General features: G+C 69.5%; 19 protein-coding genes and 1 tRNA gene. 7 read left to right on the forward strand and 13 right to left on the reverse strand.

Annotated features, from left to right (window positions below; genetic code table 11):
• The first annotated feature begins 120 nt into the window (after positions 1–120).
• Positions 121–933 (forward strand): hypothetical protein, encoded by an 813-nt coding sequence (locus ABII15_RS26030; protein WP_353944699.1) that lies wholly within the window; start codon positions 121–123, stop codon positions 931–933.
• Positions 934–941: 8 nt separating this feature from the next.
• Here ABII15_RS26030 and ABII15_RS26035 read toward each other — a convergent pair whose 3' ends face one another.
• The 5 genes from ABII15_RS26035 to ABII15_RS26055 form a co-directional block, all read right to left on the reverse strand.
• A complete protein-coding gene (locus ABII15_RS26035) occupies positions 942–2,414 on the reverse strand; it encodes a penicillin-binding protein 2 (protein ID WP_353944700.1) in 1,473 nt (490 codons plus the stop codon).
• On the reverse strand, positions 2,411–3,796 hold the full coding sequence (locus ABII15_RS26040; RefSeq protein ID WP_353944701.1) for an FtsW/RodA/SpoVE family cell cycle protein: 1,386 nt from the start codon (positions 3,794–3,796) through the stop codon (positions 2,411–2,413). The genes ABII15_RS26035 and ABII15_RS26040 overlap by 4 nt, the downstream gene beginning before the upstream one ends.
• A gap of 40 nt (positions 3,797–3,836) precedes the next feature.
• Positions 3,837–4,187 (reverse strand): SH3 domain-containing protein, encoded by a 351-nt coding sequence (locus ABII15_RS26045; RefSeq protein WP_353944702.1) that lies wholly within the window; start codon positions 4,185–4,187, stop codon positions 3,837–3,839.
• Positions 4,188–4,305: 118 nt separating this feature from the next.
• Positions 4,306–5,616 (reverse strand): HAMP domain-containing sensor histidine kinase, encoded by a 1,311-nt coding sequence (locus ABII15_RS26050; RefSeq protein WP_353944703.1) that lies wholly within the window; start codon positions 5,614–5,616, stop codon positions 4,306–4,308.
• Positions 5,613–6,368: a hypothetical protein gene (locus ABII15_RS26055; protein WP_353944704.1), complete on the reverse strand. Its 756-nt coding sequence runs from the start codon at positions 6,366–6,368 to the stop codon at positions 5,613–5,615. Before ABII15_RS26055 ends, ABII15_RS26050 begins: the two co-directional genes overlap by 4 nt.
• 314 nt (positions 6,369–6,682) lie before the next feature.
• On the opposite strand from ABII15_RS26055, the gene ABII15_RS26060 reads away from it, so the two are divergent.
• A complete protein-coding gene (locus tag ABII15_RS26060; RefSeq protein WP_353944705.1) occupies positions 6,683–7,486 on the forward strand; it encodes a nuclease-related domain-containing protein in 804 nt (267 codons plus the stop codon).
• A gap of 364 nt (positions 7,487–7,850) precedes the next feature.
• On the opposite strand, the gene ABII15_RS26065 is transcribed toward ABII15_RS26060, so the two are convergent.
• Both ABII15_RS26065 and ligD read right to left on the reverse strand, forming a co-directional pair.
• Positions 7,851–8,753: an ATP-dependent DNA ligase gene (locus ABII15_RS26065; RefSeq protein ID WP_353944706.1), complete on the reverse strand. Its 903-nt coding sequence runs from the start codon at positions 8,751–8,753 to the stop codon at positions 7,851–7,853.
• Entirely contained in the window at positions 8,750–9,637 is an 888-nt protein-coding gene (gene ligD, locus ABII15_RS26070) for a non-homologous end-joining DNA ligase (protein WP_353944707.1), read from the reverse strand. Before ligD ends, ABII15_RS26065 begins: the two co-directional genes overlap by 4 nt.
• Positions 9,638–9,706: 69 nt before the next feature.
• Between ligD and ABII15_RS26075 the strand changes: the two genes are divergently transcribed.
• The gene (locus tag ABII15_RS26075; protein WP_353944708.1) at positions 9,707–10,711 is read left to right on the forward strand and encodes a Ku protein; all 1,005 of its coding nucleotides are present in this window, start codon (positions 9,707–9,709) and stop codon (positions 10,709–10,711) included.
• 102 nt (positions 10,712–10,813) lie between these two features.
• Here the strand turns inward: ABII15_RS26075 and ABII15_RS26080 are convergent, their stop codons facing one another.
• Both ABII15_RS26080 and ABII15_RS26085 read right to left on the reverse strand, forming a co-directional pair.
• Positions 10,814–11,956: an acyltransferase family protein gene (locus tag ABII15_RS26080; protein WP_353944709.1), complete on the reverse strand. Its 1,143-nt coding sequence runs from the start codon at positions 11,954–11,956 to the stop codon at positions 10,814–10,816.
• Positions 11,957–12,096: 140 nt separating this feature from the next.
• Positions 12,097–12,516, reverse strand: a complete 420-nt coding sequence (locus ABII15_RS26085; protein ID WP_353944710.1) for a helix-turn-helix transcriptional regulator — start codon at positions 12,514–12,516, stop codon at positions 12,097–12,099.
• Between the two features lie 108 nt (positions 12,517–12,624).
• Between ABII15_RS26085 and ABII15_RS26090 the strand changes: the two genes are divergently transcribed.
• Positions 12,625–14,037 carry a pentapeptide repeat-containing protein gene (locus ABII15_RS26090; RefSeq protein WP_353944711.1) on the forward strand — a complete coding sequence of 471 codons (1,413 nt, stop codon included), beginning with the start codon at positions 12,625–12,627 and terminating at the stop codon, positions 14,035–14,037.
• Positions 14,038–14,174: 137 nt separating this feature from the next.
• The gene (locus ABII15_RS26095; RefSeq protein WP_353944712.1) at positions 14,175–16,274 is read left to right on the forward strand and encodes a tetratricopeptide repeat protein; all 2,100 of its coding nucleotides are present in this window, start codon (positions 14,175–14,177) and stop codon (positions 16,272–16,274) included.
• Between the two features lie 432 nt (positions 16,275–16,706).
• Here the strand turns inward: ABII15_RS26095 and ABII15_RS26100 are convergent, their stop codons facing one another.
• From ABII15_RS26100 to ABII15_RS26115, 4 genes are all read right to left on the reverse strand, one after another.
• Complete coding sequence (locus ABII15_RS26100; protein ID WP_353944713.1) at positions 16,707–17,123, reverse strand: PIN domain-containing protein; 417 nt, start codon at positions 17,121–17,123, stop codon at positions 16,707–16,709.
• On the reverse strand, positions 17,120–17,383 hold the full coding sequence (locus ABII15_RS26105; protein WP_353944714.1) for a CopG family transcriptional regulator: 264 nt from the start codon (positions 17,381–17,383) through the stop codon (positions 17,120–17,122). The genes ABII15_RS26100 and ABII15_RS26105 overlap by 4 nt, the downstream gene beginning before the upstream one ends.
• A gap of 119 nt (positions 17,384–17,502) precedes the next feature.
• Positions 17,503–20,106, reverse strand: a complete 2,604-nt coding sequence (locus tag ABII15_RS26110; RefSeq protein ID WP_353944715.1) for a tetratricopeptide repeat protein — start codon at positions 20,104–20,106, stop codon at positions 17,503–17,505.
• A 226-nt stretch (positions 20,107–20,332) separates the two neighbouring features.
• Positions 20,333–20,404 (reverse strand) — tRNA-Arg (locus ABII15_RS26115).
• Positions 20,405–20,633: 229 nt separating this feature from the next.
• Between ABII15_RS26115 and ABII15_RS26120 the strand changes: the two genes are divergently transcribed.
• Both ABII15_RS26120 and nrtL read left to right on the forward strand, forming a co-directional pair.
• Complete coding sequence (locus tag ABII15_RS26120) at positions 20,634–21,131, forward strand: response regulator (protein WP_353944716.1); 498 nt, start codon at positions 20,634–20,636, stop codon at positions 21,129–21,131.
• A 151-nt stretch (positions 21,132–21,282) separates the two neighbouring features.
• A complete protein-coding gene (gene nrtL / locus ABII15_RS26125) occupies positions 21,283–22,341 on the forward strand; it encodes an ArgS-related anticodon-binding protein NrtL (RefSeq protein ID WP_353944717.1) in 1,059 nt (352 codons plus the stop codon).
• Positions 22,342–22,359: the final 18 nt, after the last annotated feature.

Here is a 22,359-nt window from a genome sequence, read left to right on the forward strand (position 1 = left end):
CTCGTCGTGGCCGGTCGCGTAGTTCCCCGCGCCCCTGAAAGGCCTGCGGCCTTCAGGGGCGCAAGGGCGCAGGCCGATACAAGACAACCCGGTGTCCTCCGGATGGAGTAGCGTTCGGGCGTGTCCACGCCACCACCGCCCTCGCAGCAGCCGAACCCGAACCCGTACGGTCAGCAGCCCGGCCCCTACGGCCAGCCGCAGCCCCCGTACGGCCAGCAGCCCCCCGCCTACCCGGGCTTCCCGCAGCAGCAGTACCCGGGCGCCCCGCAATGGGGCGCGCCCCCGCCCCCGCCGAAGCGCCGGGTCGGGATGATCATCGGGATCGTGGTCGGCGTCGTCGTCGTGGTCGCGCTCGGCCTGGGCGCGCTCGCGTACGTCGGACTGAAGTCCGACGCCGGCTTCCCCGAGGCGAAGTACCGGCTGACGCTGCCCAAGAAGGTGCTCGACGACAAGTACGAGCTGGTCCAGGACCTGTCCTCCTCCAAGGGGCAGGCACTGGAGGACGAGGCGGACGGCGCCTGGGACGCGCGAGACACCAAGGCCGCCATCGGCCAGTACGCGCTGGGCGGCGACCAGAGCAAGGGCATGCTCGTCATCTCCGGCATGTACGGCCGGTTCAAGAACACCGACGAGGCGCGGAAGAACATGATGAAGGGGGCCGCCGAGTCCGACCACGCCTCGGTCGCCGTCGCCCCGAAGGACTTCCACCCGTCCGGCACCGACGTCACCATCACCTGCGAGGTGCTGACCCAGAGCGACGGCGCCACGAAGATCACCCTGCCGATGTGCGCCTGGGTCGACGGCAACACCGGCGCCTCCATCGGCAAGGTCACCGCGGACACCGCCACCAAGGACCCGCAGGACGTCGACCTGGACGCCGCCGCCGAGACCGCCGCGAAGATCCGCGAGGAGATCCGGCAGCCGCTGGGCTGAAAGGCCGTTCAGCCGCGGGACGAGCCGAGCACGGCCTCCATCACCGACCGGGCGATGGGGGCCGCGCTGCCCCCGCCGCTGATGTCCGCCCGGTTCGCCGACGCGTCCTCCACCACCACGGCGACCGCCACCTGCGGCGTGGAGGCGTCCGGCCCCTGCGCGTAGGAGATGAACCAGGCGTACGGCACGCCCTCGTTGTTCACGCCGTTCTGCGCGGTGCCGGTCTTGCCGCCGACCGTCATGCCCGGGATCCGCGCGTTGGTGCCGGTGCCCTTCTCGACGACGTCGACCATCAGCTGCTGGAGCTGCGTCGCGGTGTAGGCCGACATGACCTGCTGGTAGCTCTTGTTGTCGGTGGTCGACACCGTCGTGCCGTTCTTCTTCGTCGTCTTCTCCACCAGGTGCGGCTGCATCAGCGTCCCGCCGTTGGCGACGGCCGCCGAGACCATCGCCATCTGCAACGGGGTGGCCGACGTGTCGAACTGGCCGATGGAGGAGAGCGCGAGCTGCGCCTTGTCCATGTCGGTGTCGAAGTTCGACTTGGCGGCGGTCATCGGGATCCGCATCTTGGTGTCGTTGAAGCCGAAGTTCTGCGCCATCTTCACCATGCCGGAGAGCCCGACCTTCACCCCGAGGTTGGCGAACACGGTGTTGCAGGAGGCGGCCATCGCGTACTCCAGCGTGGCGTTCTCGCAGGCGTCGGACGACGACTCGTTCGTCAGCTGGGTGGTCGTGCCCGGCAGGGTGTACGGGGACGGGGTGTCGGTCGCCGTGCCGGTCCCGTCGACGATGCCGTTCTCCAGCACCGCCGCGGCCGTGACCACCTTGAACGTCGAGCCCGGCGGATAGGTCTCGCGGATCGCCCGGTTCAGCATGGGCCGGCTGGACGAACCGTTCAGGCTGTTCCAGGCGTTCACGTCGGACTGGCCGGTGCCCGCGATGTTCCCGGGGTCGTACGACGGGGTGGAGACCAGCGCGAGGATCTTCCCGGTCGACGGGTCGATCGCCGCGACGGCGCCCTTCTTGCCGCCGAGCCCGTCGTAGGCGGCCTGCTGCGCGCCCGCGTCGATGGTCGTCTCGACGTTTCCGCCGGGGTTCTGGAACCGCGAGATCTCGTTCCAGAAGGGGACCGTCGACAGCATCGCGTCGGTGCCGGACAGGACGTCGTCCTCGGCGCTCTCCACGAACGTCGTGCCGTACGTCTGCGAGGCGTACCCGGTGACGGGCGCGTACAGCGGCCCGTTCTTGTACGTCCGCTCGTACTTGTACGTCTCCCCGGTGTTCCGCGAGCCGGTGATCGGCTTGCCCTGCACCAGGATGTTCCCGCGCGGCTGGTCGTAGCGCTGGATGGTCTCGCGCCGGTTCGCCGAGTTGTCGTCCAGCGACTGCGCCTCGAAGACCTGGACCCGGGCCGCGTTCAGGAGCAGCGCGACCAGCAGGACGAAGCAGAAGACGGACGCGCGGCGGATGTACTTGGTCACGGGCCGGCCTCCTGGACGCCCTCGGGGAGCATCGCGCCACGCGCCGAGTCACTGATCCGTACGAGGATCGCGACGATGACCCAGTTGGTGACGAGGGACGAGCCGCCCTGCGCGAGGAACGGCATCGCCATGCCGGTCAGCGGGATCAGCCCCATCACCCCGCCCGCGATGACGAACACCTGGAGCGCGACGATCGAGGCGAGACCGACCGCGAGCAGTCGGCCGAACGGGTCGCGCAGCGCGAGCCCGGCCCGGTAGCCCCGCTCCACCAGCAGCGCGTACAGCAGGAAGATCGCGGTCAGCCCGGCCAGGCCCAGCTCCTCGCCCGCCGTCGCCAGGATGAAGTCCGACTTGGCGGCGAAGCCGATGAGGATGGAGTGGCCCATGCCGAGCCCGGTGCCGAGCATCCCGCCCCAGGCGAACGCGAACAGCGACTGGGCGAGCTGGCTCGCGCCCAGGCCCGCTTCGATGGAGGCGAAAGGGTTCAGCCAGTCCTGGACGCGGCTGTGCACATGCGGCTCGAACGACCCGACGAAGACCGCGCCGGCGGCGGCGAGCACCAGGCCGATGGCGATCCAGCTCCCGCGGCCCGTGGCCACGTAGAGCATCACGATGAAGAGCCCGAAGAAGAGCAGCGACGTGCCGAGGTCGGTCTCCAGGACCAGCACCCCGACGCTCAGCAGCCAGATCACGAGGATCGGCGCGAACACCCGCATGGTGGGGAACTGGAAGCGCCACACCTTCTTGCCGGTGTAGCGCAGGGCGTTGCGGTTGGCGGCGAGATAGCTGGCGAAGAAGATCGCGAGCAGGATCTTGGCGAACTCGCCGGGCTGGATGGAGAAGCCGCCGATCTGGATCCAGATCCGGGCGCCGTTCACGGCCGGGAAGAAGATCGGCAGGATCATCAGGACCAGCGCCGCGACCACCGACAGGTACGCGTACCGCTGGAGGACGCGGTGGTGGCGCAGGAAGAGGACGAAGACGATGAACAGGCCCACGCCGAGCGTCGACCAGACCAGCTGGGTGGGGGCCGCGTCCGAGTCCGGGGTCTCCAGGTCGAGCCGGTAGATGAGGACCAGCCCGAGGCCGTTGAGGAGCACGGCGATCGGCAGCAGCAGCGGATCGGCGTACGGGGCGCGGAAGCGGACCGCGCAGTGCGCGAGGAGCGCGAGCACCCCGAGCCCGGCGCCGTAACCGGCGGCGCCGGGCGGAACGGTTCCGTTCCTGGCGAGCCCCACGTCGCAGTAGCCGTAGACGCTGAGGAGCACGGCGAGGACGATCAGGACGAGTTCGGTGCCCCGGCGCCGGGGGACGCGCACGGCCGGAACCGCGGAGGTGGCCGCGGTGGCCACCGGTCCCGATGAACCCGTTGATCCGGTCATGCCCGGAACCTAGCAAGTTCACCGGTGATATCTGGATATGTCAGCACCAACGGGGTGCCGCGCCGATGTTCGCGATGTACTTCGCCGAGCCCCAGGCCCAGGTGCCGTCGGTCAGCAGGTACCAGAGGTTGTTGCCGCCGATGTTGTCGCCGCCCGTCTTGCAGAAGATCGGGACGATCTTGTTGTACGGCTCGGTGCGCACGATGCGGCTGCCGCGGGTCGGCGCGTCACGCAGGTTCAGACCGCTCTTGGCCGTGACCCGGCCCTTGTAGACGGGGTGGCCGCTCCCCAAACCGGAGTCGGCGGCGAGGGCGGGGGATGCGGTGGCCGCCAGGGTCGCGACGGCGGCGACGGCTATGCCGAGACGGGTGGCTGCGGTCCGTGTGCTCATGGAGCCTCCTCGGGGAGGGTATGCGGCGGGTACCCGGAAATGGGTGTAAAGCCGTGCTTCACAGTAAAAGCGTCACGAACCGTACGCAAAAGGTCACGGCGCGTGGCCGTGGGTCGGCTCAGGCGGGCGCCGGTTCGCCGTACGGCAGCGTCAGCGTCGCCAGCGCCCCGCCGTCCGCCGCGTTCGTGAACTCCAGCCGCGCGCCCAGGACCTCGGCCTGGCCGAACGCGATGGTCAGCCCGAGCCCGTGCCCGCGCGCCCCGCCCTCGGTGCGGAACCGCTGCGGGCCGTGCTCCACCAGATAGTCCGGGTAGCCCTCGCCGTGGTCCCGCACGGTGATCACCGGCCCGTCGACGGTCAGCACCACCGGCGGGGCGCCGTGCCGGTGGGCGTTGCCGACGAGGTTGCCGAGCACCCGCTCCAGGCGCCGCCGGTCGGTCTCCACGCACACGTCCCGTACGACGACGACCTCGGCCCGACCGGTGCCGGTCGCCGCCGAGGCGCGCACGACCCGCTCGGCGACCGGCCCCAGCCACGCCGCGTCCAGCTCCACCCGCTCGCTGCGCGCGTCGAGCCGGGAGATCTCCAGCAGGTCCTCGGTGAGCGTGCGCAGCGCGGCGACCCGGTCGCGGACCAGCTCGGTGGGGCGGCCCGGCGGCAGCAGCTCGGCCGCCGCGTGCAGCCCGGTCAGCGGGGTGCGCAGCTCGTGGGCGACATCGGCGGTGAAGCGCTGTTCCGTGAGGATGCGGGCTTGGAGCGAGGAGGCCATCGAGTCGAGCGCGCCGGCGACGGCGGCGACCTCGTCCTGGTGGCGCCGCGGGTCCTTGGTGCGCCGGTCGTTGACGCGGGCGTCCAGATCGCCCGCGCTGATCTTGCGGGCGACCCGGGCCGTGGTGTGCAGCCGCCGCGTCACCCGGGTCACCGCGAACGCGCCGACGAGCAGGGTCGCGCCGATCGCCAGCACCGACGAGCCGAGGATCGCGTTGTCGAGGCCGTCGATGGTGCGGGCGCTCTGCTCGTAGTCGACCTCCACGGCGAGCGTGCGGTCAGCGCCCGAAGCCTGTCCGGGCCGCGCGGCGGAGGCCGGCCCGGCCGCCCACATCACCGGGCGCGCGCCCGACCGGCCGAGCATCGTGCCGTGCTCGCCCCGCGCCGCGAGGTCGCGCAGCGGCGCCGGCAGGTCCGGCGGGTCGACCGCGGCGCCGGGGCCCAGCCGGTCGCCCGCCGCGAGCGCCCCGGCTGCCTCGTCGAGCCGCGACAGCGCCCGGTCCCGGGCCTCGCCCACCGTCTGCCGGGTCACCGAGACGTGCACGAGGATGCCGAGCAGCGCGGTGAGCGCACAGCACATCACCGTGATGAACGCCGCCGCCTTCCAGGTGAGCGACGCGGTCCACGCGGGCAGCCACGGCCGGCGCCCCGGGAACGTCATGACGCCCCGGGGGACGCGGAGGCCGACGGGCTTGTGGAGGGGGTTGGCGCCGCGGTGGGTGGCCCGGTCGGGCTCGCCGAGGGCGTCTGCGGCGGCCCGGTCCGCACGATCTCGTCCCGCGTCGGCAGCATGGCCTTCTGGTGGGCGTCGTACTGCCACGAGGTCCGGTACTCGTATCCGGACAGGTCCGCCACGGCCCGCACGACCACGGTGTCCCCGGCCAGCTCGACGCTGATCACGGCGTCCTCGTCGTTCATGATCTGGGTCAGGGTGCCGTCCCCGTACGTGAAGACGCGCACCACGAGCTGCTGCTTCGGCGCCTTGACGGCGACGACCATCTCGTCCTCGCCGTCACCGGTCAGATCGGCGAAATAGGGAGCCAGGACGGGGCAGCCGGGCCCGCGCTTCCCCGGATCGCCGCAGTCCGCGAGCCCCTTCTCGATGTCCTTGTACGAGTCCGGGTCCGCGGCCCGCTGGGCACGGATCACGCTGACCGGGTCCACCCGGCGCAGATCGCCGCCCGGCACGGTGACGCCCTTGACCACGTCGGTCTCGCCCGCGCCGTAGTCGTCGACCGCGGCGGACGCGGGGGTCAGGGACGGCCACAGCTCGCGCGGGCCGACCGCCGTCGGGGTGGGACCGGCGCTCTCCAGGCCGCCCGCGTCGCCGCAGCCGGTGAGCAGCAGCGCGGCGGCGGGCACGGCGAGAGCGAGCGTCACCGCCGGACGACGGCCGGCGCGCCAGGACTTCACTGCGCTCCACGCTCCTGTCTCCGACGGCTCTCCCACCGCGTACACCATATGGTCAGGGAAGTTCTTTTTCGGCGGGAGGTCCTGTTTATTAGCCCGTCGGGCCGTGTGCACCCGGTGGGGTGGCGTGGGGTGGCACTTCATATGGTTCGACGCGTTGAGCAGGAAAAGTCCGCCATGACGGCAATGCGCCGACGATGCACGGACCGCGCACCGGCCCCGCCACCGGCCCGTTCCGCGGCGCCGGGCGCGGCCTGCGGGCTTCTTGCCTGCGGCCGTTCTTGCTGCTCCCATGGTCGGAGGGGTGGTGATGGGGCATGAGCGGACTGCGCGTCATTCCGACCTGGCGGGACGGTCAGGAGCGGCTCTACGTCTATGGGGAGGACGGCACGAACGTCGCCTGGTACGACCGTGAGACGGGCCGGGTGAGCCTGCTCAGCGAGTCGAGCAGGGAGGCCGTGCTCGCGGTGCTCGGGCCGTTCATCGCCGGGCCGTTCACGGTCGGGCCGCCGCCGGTGCCCACGCCGGTGGAGCTGGCCCGGCTCAGTCTCCACCCGGACGACGACCTCGCGCCGAACCGGCCGGGGGAGGCGCTGCTGATCTCCCTCGACCGGGAGCCCGCACCCCCGCGCAGGCTGCGCGCCGACCCGCGCCGCAGGGCGCTCGCCGCGCAGCAGCGGGTCGGCGAGGCGCTCGACGGGCTCGAAGCGGGCGGCTGGCGCGTCCTGCACTCGGTGCCGCTGCCCGGCGGCGCGTGCGTCCACCATCTGCTGATCGGCCCCGGGGGCCTGTTCGCCCTGCACGTCCTGCCCGCCCGCAAGCAGCGCGTCCGGATCACCGACCCCCTGGTCGCGGTCGGCCGCACCACCCCGCAGCCCCTCCTGCGCCGGGTCCGCGCGGACGCCTCCCGCGCCTCCTTCGCCCTGACGGCCGAGGTGCGGGCCGCACTGGTCCTGGTGGAACCGGGCCCGGTGGACATCCCCGCCCCACCCCGCGACGTCCGAGTCCTGACGGACACCGACCTCCCGACCCTGACCCGCTCCGGCGCCCTCCTGAAACCAGCGGACGTGGAAGTCCTCCACGCAATGGCCCGCGACCGCACGACGTGGCGACGCGTCTGAAGGCGGGCGTGAAGAGAAGCGCAGCGCGAAGCGCACGCTCCAGGGGCGCGGGGAACTGCGCGAGAACCCCCACCGGACGGGCGCGTGACGAGAAGAGCAGCGCGAAGCGCACGCCCCGGGGGCATGGGGAACTGCGCGAGAACCCCCACCGGACGGGTACGTGACCGAGAAGGGCAGCGCGAAGCGCACGCCCCAGGGGCGCGGGGAACTGCGCGAGCAACCACACTCAACCGGCACGTGACGAACCAAGCGGCGCGAAGCGCACGCCCCAGGGGCGCGGGGAACTGCGCGACCAGCCCCCACGCACCCGCACCCGACACCGAACCCCCACCCCAAACCCCGCCCCCAACACCCCCACCCCACATCACCGAAACCGAACAACCTCGGCGGAAAACACCCCGTGCCGAGTACTCCGCTGCCGAACCTCCACCACCAACTCCACATCCCTCCGCACCAGTTGATACGGCACATCCCCCACCCCCACCCCCACGACAACCCCCACCTCCCCACTCCCGGCCGCCCCCACCAGCCGCCCAGCCTCCCGCCGCACCCCCGCGGACAACGGCACACTCAACACCGGCTCCCCGTCCCCGGCCACCACGACCACCAGCGCCCGCGGAGCCCCCACCGCCCCGGTGAACCCGACCACCACGGCATCCCTGGTGTCGCTGTGCCGGATCTTCAGCCAGGCCCGCCGCCCTCCCCGGTACACGCCGTCGAGCCGCTTGGCGACCAGCCCCTCGACCCCGGTGGCGACCAACGCCTCGTACCAGACCAGCGCCGTCTCCCGATCCGTCGTGGCGGGCACGGCCTGCAACGGCGGCCCCAACGGCCCGAGCAGCTCGACCAGCCGCGCCCGCCGCTCGCGATAGGGAAGCCCGCGCAGATCGCCCCCACCGTCACCCAGCAGATCGAACGCGGCGTAGGACGCGGGAAGCTCACGCGCCAGCCCCCGCGCCCGCCCGGCACTCGCGGCGGCCGCCCGCCGCTGCACGGCGGCGAAGTCGGTACGCCCGTCGTGCCAGACCACCACCTCCCCGTCGAGCACGGTCCCGGCCGGCAGCGCCAGCGCGGCCTCGACGAGATCCGGGAACGCCCGCGTCACCGCCCGCCCGGACCGGGCCTGAAGCACCACCCCGTCCTCGTCCCGGAACACCACCATCCGATGCCCGTCGAACTTCGGCTCGAACGCCCAGGCCGCCCCCGTACCGTCCACCGGCAGATCATCGGCCGGCTCGGCCAGCGCCACCTCCACCGGCCGCCTCATCCCGGAATCCGCCCGGCCCTGGCGGGATTGATCAGCGGGCCGAGCAGATCCCCGTACCGGCGCAGCCGCGGCGCGATGTCGTCGGCCCGGAACACCAGCTCGTCGGCGCGCGCACAGCCCGCGACCTCGTCCCAGGTTACCGGCGCCGACACGGTCGGCTCGGGCCGGGCGCGCAGCGTGTACGGCGCGGCCGTCGTCTTCGCGGCGGAGTTCTGGCTGTGGTCGACGAACACCTTGCCGGGCCGCAGGCTGCGCGTCATGCGATGCACGACGAGGTGCCCCAGCGCGCCCTCGGCCTCCTGCGCGAGCGCCTTCGCATAGGCGCTGACCTGCGCGGACGGAGTCGGTACCAGCGGCACCAGCAGATGCAGCCCCTTCGACCCGGACGTCTTCGCGTACGCCTGCAACCCGTCCTCGGCGAGCCGCTCACGCAGCCACAACGCCACCTCGCAGCACTGCACGACATCGGCGGGCGCCCCCGGATCGAGGTCGAGGACCAGCCGGTCGGCGGCGCCCGGCGCCTCCGCCCGCCACTGCGGGGTGTGGAACTCGGTGACCAGATTCGCCGCCCACATCAGCGTGGGCAGGTCCTGGACCAGGATCTGCCGCGCGCTCTCCCCGTCCGAACGCGGCACCTCGGCCGTCTTCACCCAGGCGGGGGTGCCGGGCGGCACGTTCTTGGCGAAGAAGCGCTGGCCCCCGGGACCGTCCGGAAAGCGCAGGAAGGAGACCGGGCGGTCGTACAGGTGGGGGAGCAGGGCTCCGGCCGTGGTCGCGTAGTAGTGCAGCAGCTCGCCCTTGGTGAACCCGGACTCCGGATACAGCACCTTGTCCAGATTGCTGAGCGCGAGCCGCCGCCCGTCCACTTCTGTGATGGGCGTCATACGCTCATACTGAGACAACCTGACAATCCGCACTTTTCTTGCGAAAGCTGGCGAAACGGGAGGTACACCGTGCGCTCCATATGGAACGGCGCCATCTCGTTCGGCCTGGTCAGCATCCCCATCAAGCTGGTCAACGCCACCGAGAACCATGCGATCTCCTTCCGCCAGATCCATCTGGAGGACGGCGGCCGCATCCGCTACCGCAAGGTGTGCGAACTGGAGGACAAGGAGGTCACGGCCGCCGAGATCGGCAAGGGGTACGAGGACGCCGACGGCTCGATCATCCCGATCACCGAGGACGATCTGGCCTCCCTGCCCATCCCGACGGCGAAGACGATCGAGATCGTCGCCTTCGTCCCGGCCGACCGCATCGACCCGCTCCAGATGGACGCGGCCTACTACCTCTCGGCGAACGGCGTCCCGGCCGCCAAGCCGTACACCCTGCTGCGCGAGGCCCTGAAGCGCAGCCAGAAGGTCGCCATCGCCAAGTTCGCCCTGCGCGGCCGAGAGCGGCTCGGCATGCTGCGCGTCGTCGACGACGTCATCGCCATGCACGGCCTGCTCTGGCCGGACGAGATCCGCGCCCCCGAGGACGTCGCCCCGGACACCCGGGTCACGGTGCGCGACGCGGAACTCGATCTGGCCGACGCCCTGATGGACACCCTCGGCGAGGTCGACCTCGCCGACCTCCACGACGACTACCGCGAAGCGGTCGAGAACATGATCGCGGCGAAGGCCTCCGGCGACGAGCCGGCGGAGGCACCCGCGGCGTCCGGCGACGGGGGCGGCCGGGTCATCGACCTGATGGCCGCGCTGGAAGGCAGCGTGAAGGCCGCGAAGGAGGCGCGCGCCTCCGACTCCCCGGGCGGCGGGGTGGCCGAGGTGACGCACCTGGCCGGGCGCACCAGCAAGAAGGCGGCGGCGAAGAAGAAGACGACGTCGGCGAAGAAGACGACAACGGCGAAGAAGGCCACGACGGATACGAAGAAGAAGGCGACGTCGGCGAAGAAGACCACCGCGAAGAAGACCACCGCGGCGAAAAAGGCGACCCCGAGGAAAAAGGCGTCCGCCTGAGGCAGTGGGGCGGTGGGGCGGTGCGGCGGTGCGGCGGGAAAAGGGAACCGGCCGGTCGGCGCGTATACGCGCCGACCGGCCGGTTCCCTTTTCCCGCCGGAACTATCTCCGCCGCGCGACCTCGGCGGCGTCCTTCTTGAAGGCCCACTCCATCTTCGGCTCCATGACGAACCGGAAGGCGCGTTGCACGGGTGGTGTGCACAAGACGGTGATGAGGGAGGCGGCGAAGACGGTGACGACGATCTCGCCCCAGGGCGTGTGCACCCAGCCCACGTCGTACCAGTCCCAGAACCGCGAGCCCTTCGCCAGGAACCCGTGCAGCAGATACCCGTACAGCGTTCCGGCGCCCAGGGCGGTGAACCAGAGCTTGCGCCCCGGCACCCAGGCGAAGAAGCAGGCGGCCAGGATCACCGAGCAGCCGAACATGGCGAGGGTCATGACCGCGCCGGACCAGCCGGGCGCCGCCAGTTCCTGGGCGCTGTCGCGACGGTAGAACCAGGCGGCGTTCATCCGGGGGGCCGCCCAGTACGCGAACAGCAGCGCACCGGCGAACACCGGCACGGCCAGCAGCCGTGCTTCCTTGCGCCGTACGAGCTGGAAGTGTTCGGGCTTCAGGCACAGCCCGAGGACGAAGAAGGGCAGGAACTGCAGCACCCGCTGGAGATCCAGGTCGTCACCGATGTCGGGGGAGACCGAGGCGAGGACCGCGATGGCCAGCGCCAGCGGCAGCGGCCAGCGGACGACCTTCCAGAACGGCGTGGACAGCCGCCACACGAACAGCGCGATCAGGAACCAGGTCAGGTACCAGGGATCGAGCAGGCTGATCGGGTAGTCGGGGTCGCCCCCGGCGGTCCGCTTGAAGAAGGTGTACGCCACCTCGAAGACGACGTACGGCACGGCCACCCCGGTGATCAGCCGCTTCAGCCGGCCCGGGCTCGCGTCGAAGGACCGCGAGAAGTAGCCGGAGATCACGATGAACGCCGGCATGTGGAACGCGTACACGGTCATGTACAGCGCGGACGCCGCCCGGCTGTCACCGCGCAGCGGCTCCCAGGAATGGCCCATCGCGACGAGCACGATCGCCAGGTACTTCGCGTTGTCGAAGAACGAGTCCCGCGCCTTGCCGGGCTTCTTCCCGGCCGCGGCGGCGGGCGCCGGAGCCGTGGTGCCCGTGGAGGGTGCGGCGGCGGCGCGCTGGTCCGGCAGTGGGGCTCGCTGCGCCGCGAGCTGAAGTCGTTCGCTCATGATCCCTCCCAGATGGAACCTCGACTCTCGTCTTCGCGTCTTCTCTGGTTTACGGGAATCATGTGGCGGCGAGACATCTCAGGCACCGTAGTCACCGATTGCGGCGCACGTAAACCTGTGCCGGACATGGGTGGTGTCTGTCACACGCCCCCGGAACGCCCCTGCCGCCCCTTCACCGGCCGGGTGTGAATCCGGGACAAACAGGCCGGCAGATCGCCCCCTTCCGCCCGCTCCCGGGCCCGGTAGGCACTGGGCGTTTCCCCCACCAACTCGGTGAACCGCGAGCTGAACGACCCCAGCGACGTACACCCCACCTCGAAGCACACCTCGGTCACCGACATGTCCCCCCGCCGCAGCAACATCTTGGCCCGCTCGATCCGCCGGGTCATGAGATAGCTGTACGGAGTCTCCCCAAAAGCGGCACGAAAGCTCCGCGAGAAGTGTCCCGGCGACATCAGCGCGGTCCGCGCGAGAGCGGTGACGTCCAACGGCTCGGCATACTCCCGATCCATCCGGTCCCGAGCCCGCCGCAACCGCACAAGATCATCTAAATTCCCCACACCCGAATGATCCCACGCAAACGCGAAACGGCCGATGGTGCCCGTTCAGAGGATTTCCACCCGCCGCTCCCCACCGTCGCCCTCTTCCGCAACCATTCGGGTGCGGAAGTGGTCCTGACGGATGTGACGACGCGTAAGTCCTGGCGCCGCGGTGAGCAGCGCGGCCTGAAACTGATACCGGTCGGCCTCGCTCTCGGCCTGACGTTCGCCGTCGCGGTGGCGGTCGCCGGCTTCGTGTTCTTCACCGGCTGGGATCTGCTGAACGTCCAGGGGCTCAAGCCGGAACGCCGCATCGACGCCAAGACGCTCTTCGACCTCGTCAAACTGGCGTTCGGTGTCGTGGCGGGCGCCGGTGCGCTGGTGGCGCTGGTCGTCGCCTACAGGCGCCAGCGCGTCGACGAGGACGCCGCGCTGCGCGAGGCCACCCGGCTCCACACGGAACGCTTCACGGCCGCCGTGTCCCAGATCGGCCAGGAGTCCGCCGCGGTGCGGCTCGGCGGTGTGCACGCCCTGGCCGGCCTGGCCGACGACGCCCCCACCACCGAGCTGCGTCAGACGTGCATCGACGTGCTCTGCGCCTACCTCCGGCTGCCCTACATCGCCGAGAGCGCACTGCCCGCCGGTGACACGAGGGCCGAGCACGAGTACCGGGGTCTGCGCGAGGTCCGGCAGACCGTCATCCGGCTGGTCCGGGACCATCTGCGGCTGAAGGAGGGGCACCGGCACTCGTGGCGCGGGCACGACTTCGACTTCACCGGCGTGGTCTTCGACGGCGGCGACTTGTCCGGGGCGGTCTTCGACCGGGGTACGGCCCGGTTCACCGGAGCGACGTTCGCGGGGACGGCGATGTCCTTCGCCGGTGTCCAGGTACTGTCCGACGCCACGTTGGACTTCACGCGTGCCGTCTTCGCGGGCGCGCGGGTCGACTTCGCGGGATGCGCGTTCAAGGGCGGCTCGACGGACTTCACCGACGCCCTGTTCCGGAGCGGTACCGTCGATTTCCGGGACTGCGGGTTCATCGCGGGCAGCGTCCTTTTCCGCGGTGGCCGTTTCACGGGCGGCACGGTGTCCTTCAGCGGAGACCGTCCCTCTCCGGCCGCCACCGAGGTGTGCTTCTCCGGGAGCACGGTCGACTTCGACAGGGCCGTGTTCGCCGGTGGGCAGGTCGCGTTCGGCGGGGCGCGGTTCTCGAAGGGGAGCGTCTCGTTCCGGCGCGCGGAGTTCTCCGGTGCCGAGGTGAGCTTCGAGCGCGCTCGCTTCGAGGGCTGCGGGGTCGATCTCGCCGAAGGCGTGTTCTCGGCCGGCGCGGTCCGATTCGCCGAGGCGGAGTTCTCCGCGGGCTCGGTGGCGTTCCGCGACGCGGTGTTCGTCGGAGCCGCGGTGGACTTCGCCCAGCGGTCCCTCCTCGGCGGCACACTCGACTTCACCGGCGCGCGCGGCACGCCACCGGGAGCGCTCATGCCGGCGGTTCCTGCGGGCGGGACCGCACCCGTGGGCCTCATCGTGCCGCTGACGTGGTGACGTCCAACTCCTCCACCAGGACTGCGAACCAGGCACGTGCACCACGCCGACGCGCACGGCCGCGAAACTGTTTCACGGCCGGGCGGAGGGCTATATCCGTAAGGACGGAGTGGGGCGGGACAGGGGGAGGAAGCGCGATGAGCGGTGCACACGGGGTGACGCCGGAAAACGAACCGCCGGAAAACGAAACGACGGAAATCTCACCGACGGAAAACGAACCGACCGAGAACGACGCGGGGGCATCGCCGACCCTGTGGTCCGTGGACATACCCCGCCAGCTGCCTCGCGCGGCGACGCACTTCACGGACCGGGTGGCGGAAATGACCCTGCTGGACGAGGCGGCAAGCGGTGCCGACGGTCTCGTCGTGGTGTCGGGGCAGGCGGGGGTCGGGAAGAGCGCCCTGGCGGTGCAGTGGGCGCGACAGGCGGCGGACCGCTTTCCCGACGGACAGCTGTACACCGATCTGCGCGGATACCACAGCCTCCCGGCCCAGCGGCCCGAAGAGGCACTGAACTCCTTCCTGCTCGCGTTCAACGCGCCGATGGAGAACCTGCGGGGACACCTCGACGCGATGGCGTCCAGATTCCGCACCGTGCTGCACGGCAGGCGCGTGCTGATGGTGATCGACAACGTGCGCAGCGCCGAGCAGGTGATCCCCCTGCTGCCGGGATCGCCCGGGTGCTGTGTCGTGGTGACCAGCCGCAGCGACCTGAGCTCGCTCGCGGCGACCCACGGAGCGGAACGCGTGCCGCTCCCTCCGCTGCCGGGGGACGACGCGGTGCGACTGTTCTCCCTGGTGTCCCGGCAGGGCCGGACGCAGCAGATGGCCCGTTTGGCCGAACAGTGCGGCCGCCTTCCGCTGGCCTTGCGGATCGTGGCCGAACGCAGCCAGACCGCCGCCGACATCACGGACCTCATCCGAACGCTGGAAGATCCCGCCCAACGCATGGACGTATTCGTCAGCGACGACGAGGAGATGGGAGTTCCCATGGCGCTGTCGTGGTCCTATGCGGGCCTGAGCGGCGACAAGGCCCGCGCATTCAGGCTGCTCGCCCTGCACGCCGGACCTGATTTCTCGCACGCGTCGGCCGCGGCCCTGCTGAACGTGCCGCTCGAGCCGGCGCAGCGGCTGCTGCGCTCCTTGAAGTCGGACAACCTGCTCGAGGAGATGTCGGACCGCCGTTACCGGTTCCACGACCTGGTCCGTGACTACGCCAGGGCGCGGGTACTCGCCGAGGAGTCCGAGGCCGAACGCGCTGCCGCGGTCCGCCGTGAACTGGAGTACTACCTGCGCTGCTGCGACGCCGTGGACCGTCTTCTCGCTCCGCAGCGCCAGCACGTACCTGTGGACGAGAACAGCTTCTCGCTCCCTCTGCCCGACCTGCCCCACCCCGCGGCCGCGCTCGCCTGGTGCGACGCCGAGGTCGTCAGCATCGCCGCCGCCGTGGATCAGGCACGACGGGGCGGCATGCACGACCTGGCGTGGAAGATCCCCATCTCCCTCATCTACTACTTCGTGGTCCGCCACCACCACACCTACCGTCACGACCTCTCCGTGGTCGCGCTGCGGGCCGCGCGGCTCTGCCTCGACACATGGGCCGAGATCTGGGCCAACATCTGCCTGGGCGGCGCGACCGGCGAGGTCGGCAGACACGCGGAGGCGGCCGAATACTTCTCCGCGGCACTGGACCTGAGCCGACGGACCGGCGACCGCAAGTGGGAGGACATCGCCCACAACAACCTCGCCTGGACGCTGCGTCTGGCAGGCCGTTACGAAGAGGCCTATGTGCAGCAGAAACAGGCGCTGGAACGGCACGTCAGCGGGCAGAACCTGCGCAGCCAGGCCGTCAGCCTGAACGAGCTCGCCACCCTGAGTCTCATCCTCGACCAGCCCGAGCGCGCCCTCGAGCACCTGCTGGCCGCTCTCCCACGAGCCGTGGAAGCCGACGATGCTCTCCAACGTGCCGCGATTCTGCACCAGTTGGGCACGACGACCCTCCGACTGGGTGATCGCGAGGCGGCCGTCGAATGGTGGGGCCAGGCGGTCTCACTCCGCCGCGAGGTCGACGACCGCCCCGGCCTCGCGGACTCCCTCGTCGAACTGGGCCTACTCCGCGTCGAAAGGGACCTGGACATGGCCCGCGAGGCACTGACCGAAGCCCTGAAAGTCATGGAATCGCTGAGGCACCCACGCACGGAGGAGATCCGCAGCATGCTGGAAACCTTGTCGTCCTGACCTGAAGGGCGAAGAGCGAAACCACGAGTGTTCGACGGGGTCGGCGGGATAGCGCAAGCAGGACATTCTTTCCGCACCCCACCAAGCCCCGAACCAGCGACAGCCTCGTGTACGCGATCACCGGCAAACCACTGCTCCCGCCCGCCTCCACCTGCACACACAAAAAGACCCCGTCGTCAGCGTCTCCGCTGGTGACGGGGCCTTAGACACACTTGCACAGTGTGCCCCCGGCAGGATTCGAACCAGCTCACACGGTTCCGGAGGACGCGGCTGTCCCAGGTTCTTGTGCAGGTCGCGGGCTTAACTGACAGTTACTCAGCCTCGTGGTCCCGCGCATGTCCCGCGAAAACGGAATGCCCCGTACGGGGTATGACTCTGCGGTTGCGGTGGAGGGTGCCGAAGGGGCTTGACGTCGCAAGGGAGAGTCGATGGTTAGACCTTGATGACGGTGATGCGGGGGCCGCACAGGGCGGTCAGATCCTCGGGGTCTGAAGTCAGAACCGTCGCCGGGCCTGGGGCGGCGAGGGCGGTGGCGCCGAGCATGGCGTCGATGGCGTGTTTGTGACCGTGCAGGCCGGCGTTGGCGAGGAGGGTGCCGGCATGACGGGCGATGTGCTCGGTGATCGGTTCGATGACGAGGCGGGAGAGGGTCCACTCCAGGGCCGGGCGGTTGATCCGAGGGTGCACCACTTCCACAAGGATGGCCGCGGAAGTGATCACCCGTAGGTCATCGGCGCGAGCGAGAGCGAGCCAGCCGGTGACAGTGCGGTCGCGAAGGATGGCCTTGGCCAGCCCTTCGCTGTCGAGGACCAGAGTGCCGCCGGGGGTAGCTGCGGAGGAGCGGGTCACGCGGCGTTCGCCCCACCTTGCGTTTGCTGCTGGCGGGCCTGGTGGAGATGGTCACGTAGGGCCTGGACCTCTTCGTCCATGATGGGCCCGTGCTCGGCCTCGGCGACCTGAATGAGTTCGTTGAGATTGTCCCGCTCGATCTGGCGTGCGACGGCAGCGGCGACATAGGCCGACAGCCCCGATGGGCCGCTGCGGGCTTTGGCGGCTTCGGCGATGTCGCGGGGCATGGTGATTGAGTACTTGCCGGTAGGGTCACTCATGCTACCAATCCTACCTCTTATCCTCCTCGCGGTCGGTGGCTGGCGCAGATCGACCGCATGCCGGTGCACCAGGGATGCGCTGAGAGGAGCCTGGGTGGCGATATCGGCTGGCCCTAGAGCTAACTGGGTCGGCCGCTCAGCATTTCACGTAGTGCCGCCTTCATCTCTCGTTCGCTTTCTTTCAGTCCAATTCTGCGAAAGATTCGAATGGCTTCCTCGTAGTAGATCTTTGCTTGGTCAGTGTCTCCCGACATCCACTCCGCAGCCCCTAGCAAGCCGAGTGAATTAGCCTCGAAATGATGATTTGAGGTGCTCTGGAAAAATCGGAGTGCTCGATGTAGGGAGCCTCGCGCTTCCTTGATCTTTCCGGATTTTAGTTGTGTGTGAGCCAAGTTCATATGGTTGAGATGGATTCCCGCTTCATCCTGCACTTCTCTGTATGCGGTAAATGCCTTCTGGAAACACTCTTCGGATTTCTCTTGCTGGCCCAGCTGGCTAAGGGCTACCCCCAGCCCGGCGTGGGCAGATGCTTCCTGCCTCCGGTTTCCCGAGGCGCGATGGTATGGGAGGGATGCGCTGAGAGCTGCCGCTGCTGGGTGCAAGAGACCGGATTCGCGGTATGCGGAGCCAAGGTTGGTTAGAGATGCTCCGATATCGTTTGGGTCTCGATTCTCTCTTGACAGTTTCACGGCTTCGATCAAGATTGGGATAGCTGCTCTAGGGCTGATGTGCTGGCGAACCGCCGCGCCTAGGCTGACTGTTGCGTCGCATTGGCCATCCAGGAAGCCGATTCTTTCTGCAGTGGCGGCTGCCTTTTTGAGGGTTCGAATGGCCTCTTCCATCCTGCCCTGGGAGGTGAGGTTGATTCCGATGTTATTGAGAGCTCTAACCTGCCGTTCGGTGTCACGCTCTTTGCATGCCGCCTCGTAGGCGATTTGCGCCGACTGAAGGCCTTCGGTGACGCGCCCCCTAAGGTCGAGATAGAGGATGAGGTGCATCGAAATGGCGTAAGTCTGTTCGGTTAGATCGATGTCGCGAGCGGCCCGCGCTGAAGCCTGCAGATTTGCGCACTCTAGGTCAAGCCAGTTCAGGGCTTCGGTAGTCGACTGGAACTGTGGCGGATTCCCTTCAGGGGTGCCGCGCAGCGTGAGGTCTGCATTTAGTGAAGCCTGGCAATATACCTCGGTTAGGCGACTGAAGGCTTGTTGGCGATCACTGGCAGAGACCGTTGTTTCACATTGCTCAGCAGCGAATAGATAGACAAGATCATGCATCCGCCATCGCGAGGTGGCGGACCCGCGGGAGATGAGGCTGGCCTGACTGAGCCGGCGGAGGAGCGAGCGAGTCTGTGGGACAGATACTCCGAGGACTGCCGAGGCTGCCTGTTCCGACATCTCGCTGCCCGGATGGATGGAGAGTCGGCAAAAGGGATCCCTCATGGCACGGTCGAGGCGAGCGAGCGAGACCTGAAGGGCTGCCCTTACGGCGGTGTCCCCAAAGTGCAGGACATCGAGCCGGCTCTTCTCTTCACTCAGTTCTGCCAGTAGATCGTCGATCGTGAGGCCGACGTCGTCTTTCAGGATTGCTGCCGAGATGCTTAGCGCCAGCGGAAGATGGCCACACAGGGTGCACAGATCACGGATCGGGCCGGAGGTGTGGAGACGCTGATCCCCAGGCCCCAAGATCTGAGTGAGCAGGACGCCTGACTCCTCCGGGCTGAGACAGTCGAGGTTGATCGTCTCGATTCCTTCGAGCACTCCCAACCTGCTACGAGAGGTCAGTACCACGCCATGGGCCTCTGCCCTGGGGAGCAATTCGGCGACCTGAGAGAGCTCGGCTACGTTGTCGAACACCATCAACACCGGGTTGCCAGAGGCGTCGAGGGCGTCGAGCGTTCGGTGGTAGAGCGCAGCCTGGCCTTCTGTGGTGCGTGGGATCTCATTCCCTGCTACGCCGAGAACTGACAGGAGAGGTCCGTACGCGATTCCGGGGCTGGCCATGCGTGTGCGATGCGCCGAGAAACCGTGCATGTCTGTGACGATCACGCCGCCAGAGAACACTGCGGACACGTCGTGGTGCCTGACCACTTGGTCTACCAAGGATGTCTTGCCGACGCCGGCCATCCCTGAGACCAGGACTCGACCTCCCATGGTGGTCAGCATGTTCCTGATCGCCTGTTGCTCCTGCTCCCGGCCTACGAAGCGGGGCGAGGTGCTGGAGGTTTCTGTCAGTCGAGTGACGTGCAGTGATGCCTCTTCGATGCGTCTTTGTGAACGATCCTCAACGAACTTATGCGTCAGTGCCAGGAACGACTGGATGGTGTCCTCGTTCAGTTCCTGTTCCCGCGGCACGGTGATCCAGCTGGGCGCCTCCTCGGAGGACTCCAGGCACTCCGTGAGGTTCGCCCAGAACAGCTGCTTCGTTGCCAGGTCGAACACCACACCTAGGACGGACAGTAGGCCGTTCTTCCAGTCGTTCGCATGACCCTCGACAGGGATTGCGTAACTATGAGCCCGCTTGTACTTATTGCCGCTCTTCACCTGGATGGTGATCGCGACACCAGTTCGCTCACCGTCCTTGGTGAGCATGACGAAGAGGTCTTCCCCGTAGTCGTTGCCGCCGTCGATCTCTTGGACGATCTGATCGTGGTCTTCGAGGAGCGTGCGTAGAGCGTTTACCCCCGCCCGCTCGATCCTTCTGCTCTTGGTGACCCTTTCCGGCACCGCTTCCCCCAAGTCACTGGCCAGTCGGCAGCTTGATCTTCGGGGAGGCTATCGGTGGCCTTGCGTCCTAGGAGAGGCTTTCGGGGGGCGATCGCGCCTCACGCACCACTCACGCGTGACCCGTGACAGACAACCACGAAGGGCCGGACTCAGTGAGACTGAGTCCGGCCCTTCGTCTTCGGCACTTCAGCAGACCAGCGGTTTGATCACGCTGTCCGAGCTGGAGTGCCCCCGGCAGGATTCGAACCTGCGCACACGGCTCCGGAGGCCGTTGCTCTATCCCCTGAGCTACGGGGGCGTGCGCCGCGCGGTGCGTGGCGACGGGTAGAACACTACCAGCTCGCTCGGGGTCCTCATGAACAGGTTTTCCGAGGTCGCGGAACCGGGTGGGAGAGGGCGGGAGAGAGGGAGGGAGAGGCCAGTCGGTGGTGGGGGAGCGGGGGCCGGGGCGGGGTCCGTGTCCCCTGTACGGGGCGGAAGTGGGGAAAACCCGGACGCGGTGGCCGGTGCGGACCTACTCTCGAGTTGTGCCAGGCGCGTCCGGCCGGGTCCTTGTCGTGGACGACAACAAGGTGATCCGGCAGTTGATCAGGGTCAATCTCGAGCTGGAGGGCTTCGAGGTCGTGACCGCGGCCGATGGTGCCGAATGTCTGGAAGTCGTGCATCAGGTGCGGCCCGACATCGTCACCCTCGACGTGGTCATGCCGCGCCTCGACGGCCTGCGCACCGCCGCCCGGCTCCGCGCCGACGCCCGTACCAGCGACCTGCCCATCGTCATCGTGAGCGCCTGCACCCAGTACGAGGTGGAGAACGGGCTGGACGTCGGCGTCGACGCCTTCCTCGCCAAGCCCTTCGAGCCCGGTGAACTGGTGCGTGTGGTGGGCCAGTTGAGGGAGCGCGGGCGCGGCCGTGGCGGCGCCGGCCGGAGCGGCTCCGGTGAGGGCGGGGCAGGGGGCGACTCCGGGCCCCAGGGGAACAGCGGCGACGGTTCGGCAGGGCGCGCCACCCGTACCGCCGACGCCTGACCACCCCGGCGAGCCCGAGCCGCTGATACTCGCCCCCGGCACCGTCAGCCCGGCCCGGCCCAGTGCCCGCACCCCCAGCCACCGTCCGCATCCCGGACCATCCGCATAACCGACTCGCCTACCCACCCCCCTCCTCCCCTACGCTTGCCCTGTGACGCCCGCCGACCTCTCCCGTACCGTCCTGCGCGCCGTTCGTCGCGCGGTCGACGACGGTGAGTTCGGTGTGGTCGCCGAGGGGGCCGTGGAGCAGGCCGTCGCGCGGGTCGTCGTCGAGCGGCCGCGGGCCGGCGGCCGCGGGGACTACGCCACGAACGCCGCCCTGCAGATCGCGGGGCCCACCGGCCGCCCCCCGCGCCAGGTCGCCGAAGTGCTCTCCCGGCGGCTGACCGGCAGCCCGGGGATCGTGGCCGTCGACATCACCGGGCCCGGGTTCCTCAACCTCACGCTCGCCCCGGCGGCCGACCCGAGCCGGACGCTCGTCGCCGGCATCCGGCGCCAGGGCCTCGCCTACGGGCACGGCGACGCACTCCGCGGCCACCACATCGACCTGCGCGTCCCGCGCGAACTGCGCGCCGAGACCGTCGCCGACGCCGTCGCGCGCATCGCACGGAGCCAGGGCGCCGACGTACACATCGCCGACGAGCGCATCGCCGACGAGGGCCTCGCAGAGGCCGGCGGCCAGAGCGGCGTCACCCTGCGGCCCGTGCCGGTCGCCCGCCCCGACGAGCTGTTCGCGGTCCTCGGCCGCGACGCCGCCCACTGGGCCCTGCTCCTGCCCGCCGGGCACGACCACCCGCGCACCGCCACCGCCGAGGACCGCGCCGCCCTCCTCGCGCAGCGCGAGACGAACCCGCTCTTCCGCGTCCGGTACGCGCACTCCCGCACCCGGGCCCTCACCCGCAACGCCGCGGACCTCGGATTCGACGGCACCCCCGGCGAGACCCCCGGCCGCGACGACCTCCTCGCCGCGCTCGCCGAACACCCCCGCATCCTGCTCTCCGCCGCCCGGCACCACGCCCCCGACCGGCTGGCCCGGCACCTCGTCGGCGTCGCCGACGCGCTGCTGCCCGCCCTCGGTGACGTACTGCCCCTGGGCGGAGAGAAACCCTCGGCCGCCCACCGCGCCCGGCTCGCGCTCGCCGAAGCCGCCGGGACGGTGCTGGCCGGCGGCCTGTCCCTGCTCGGCATCGACGCCCCCGTACACGTATGAGCACCCCGAAGAGAGCGC

Source organism: Streptomyces sp. HUAS MG91, from assembly GCF_040529335.1.
GTDB classification, from domain to species: domain Bacteria; phylum Actinomycetota; class Actinomycetes; order Streptomycetales; family Streptomycetaceae; genus Streptomyces; species Streptomyces tabacisoli.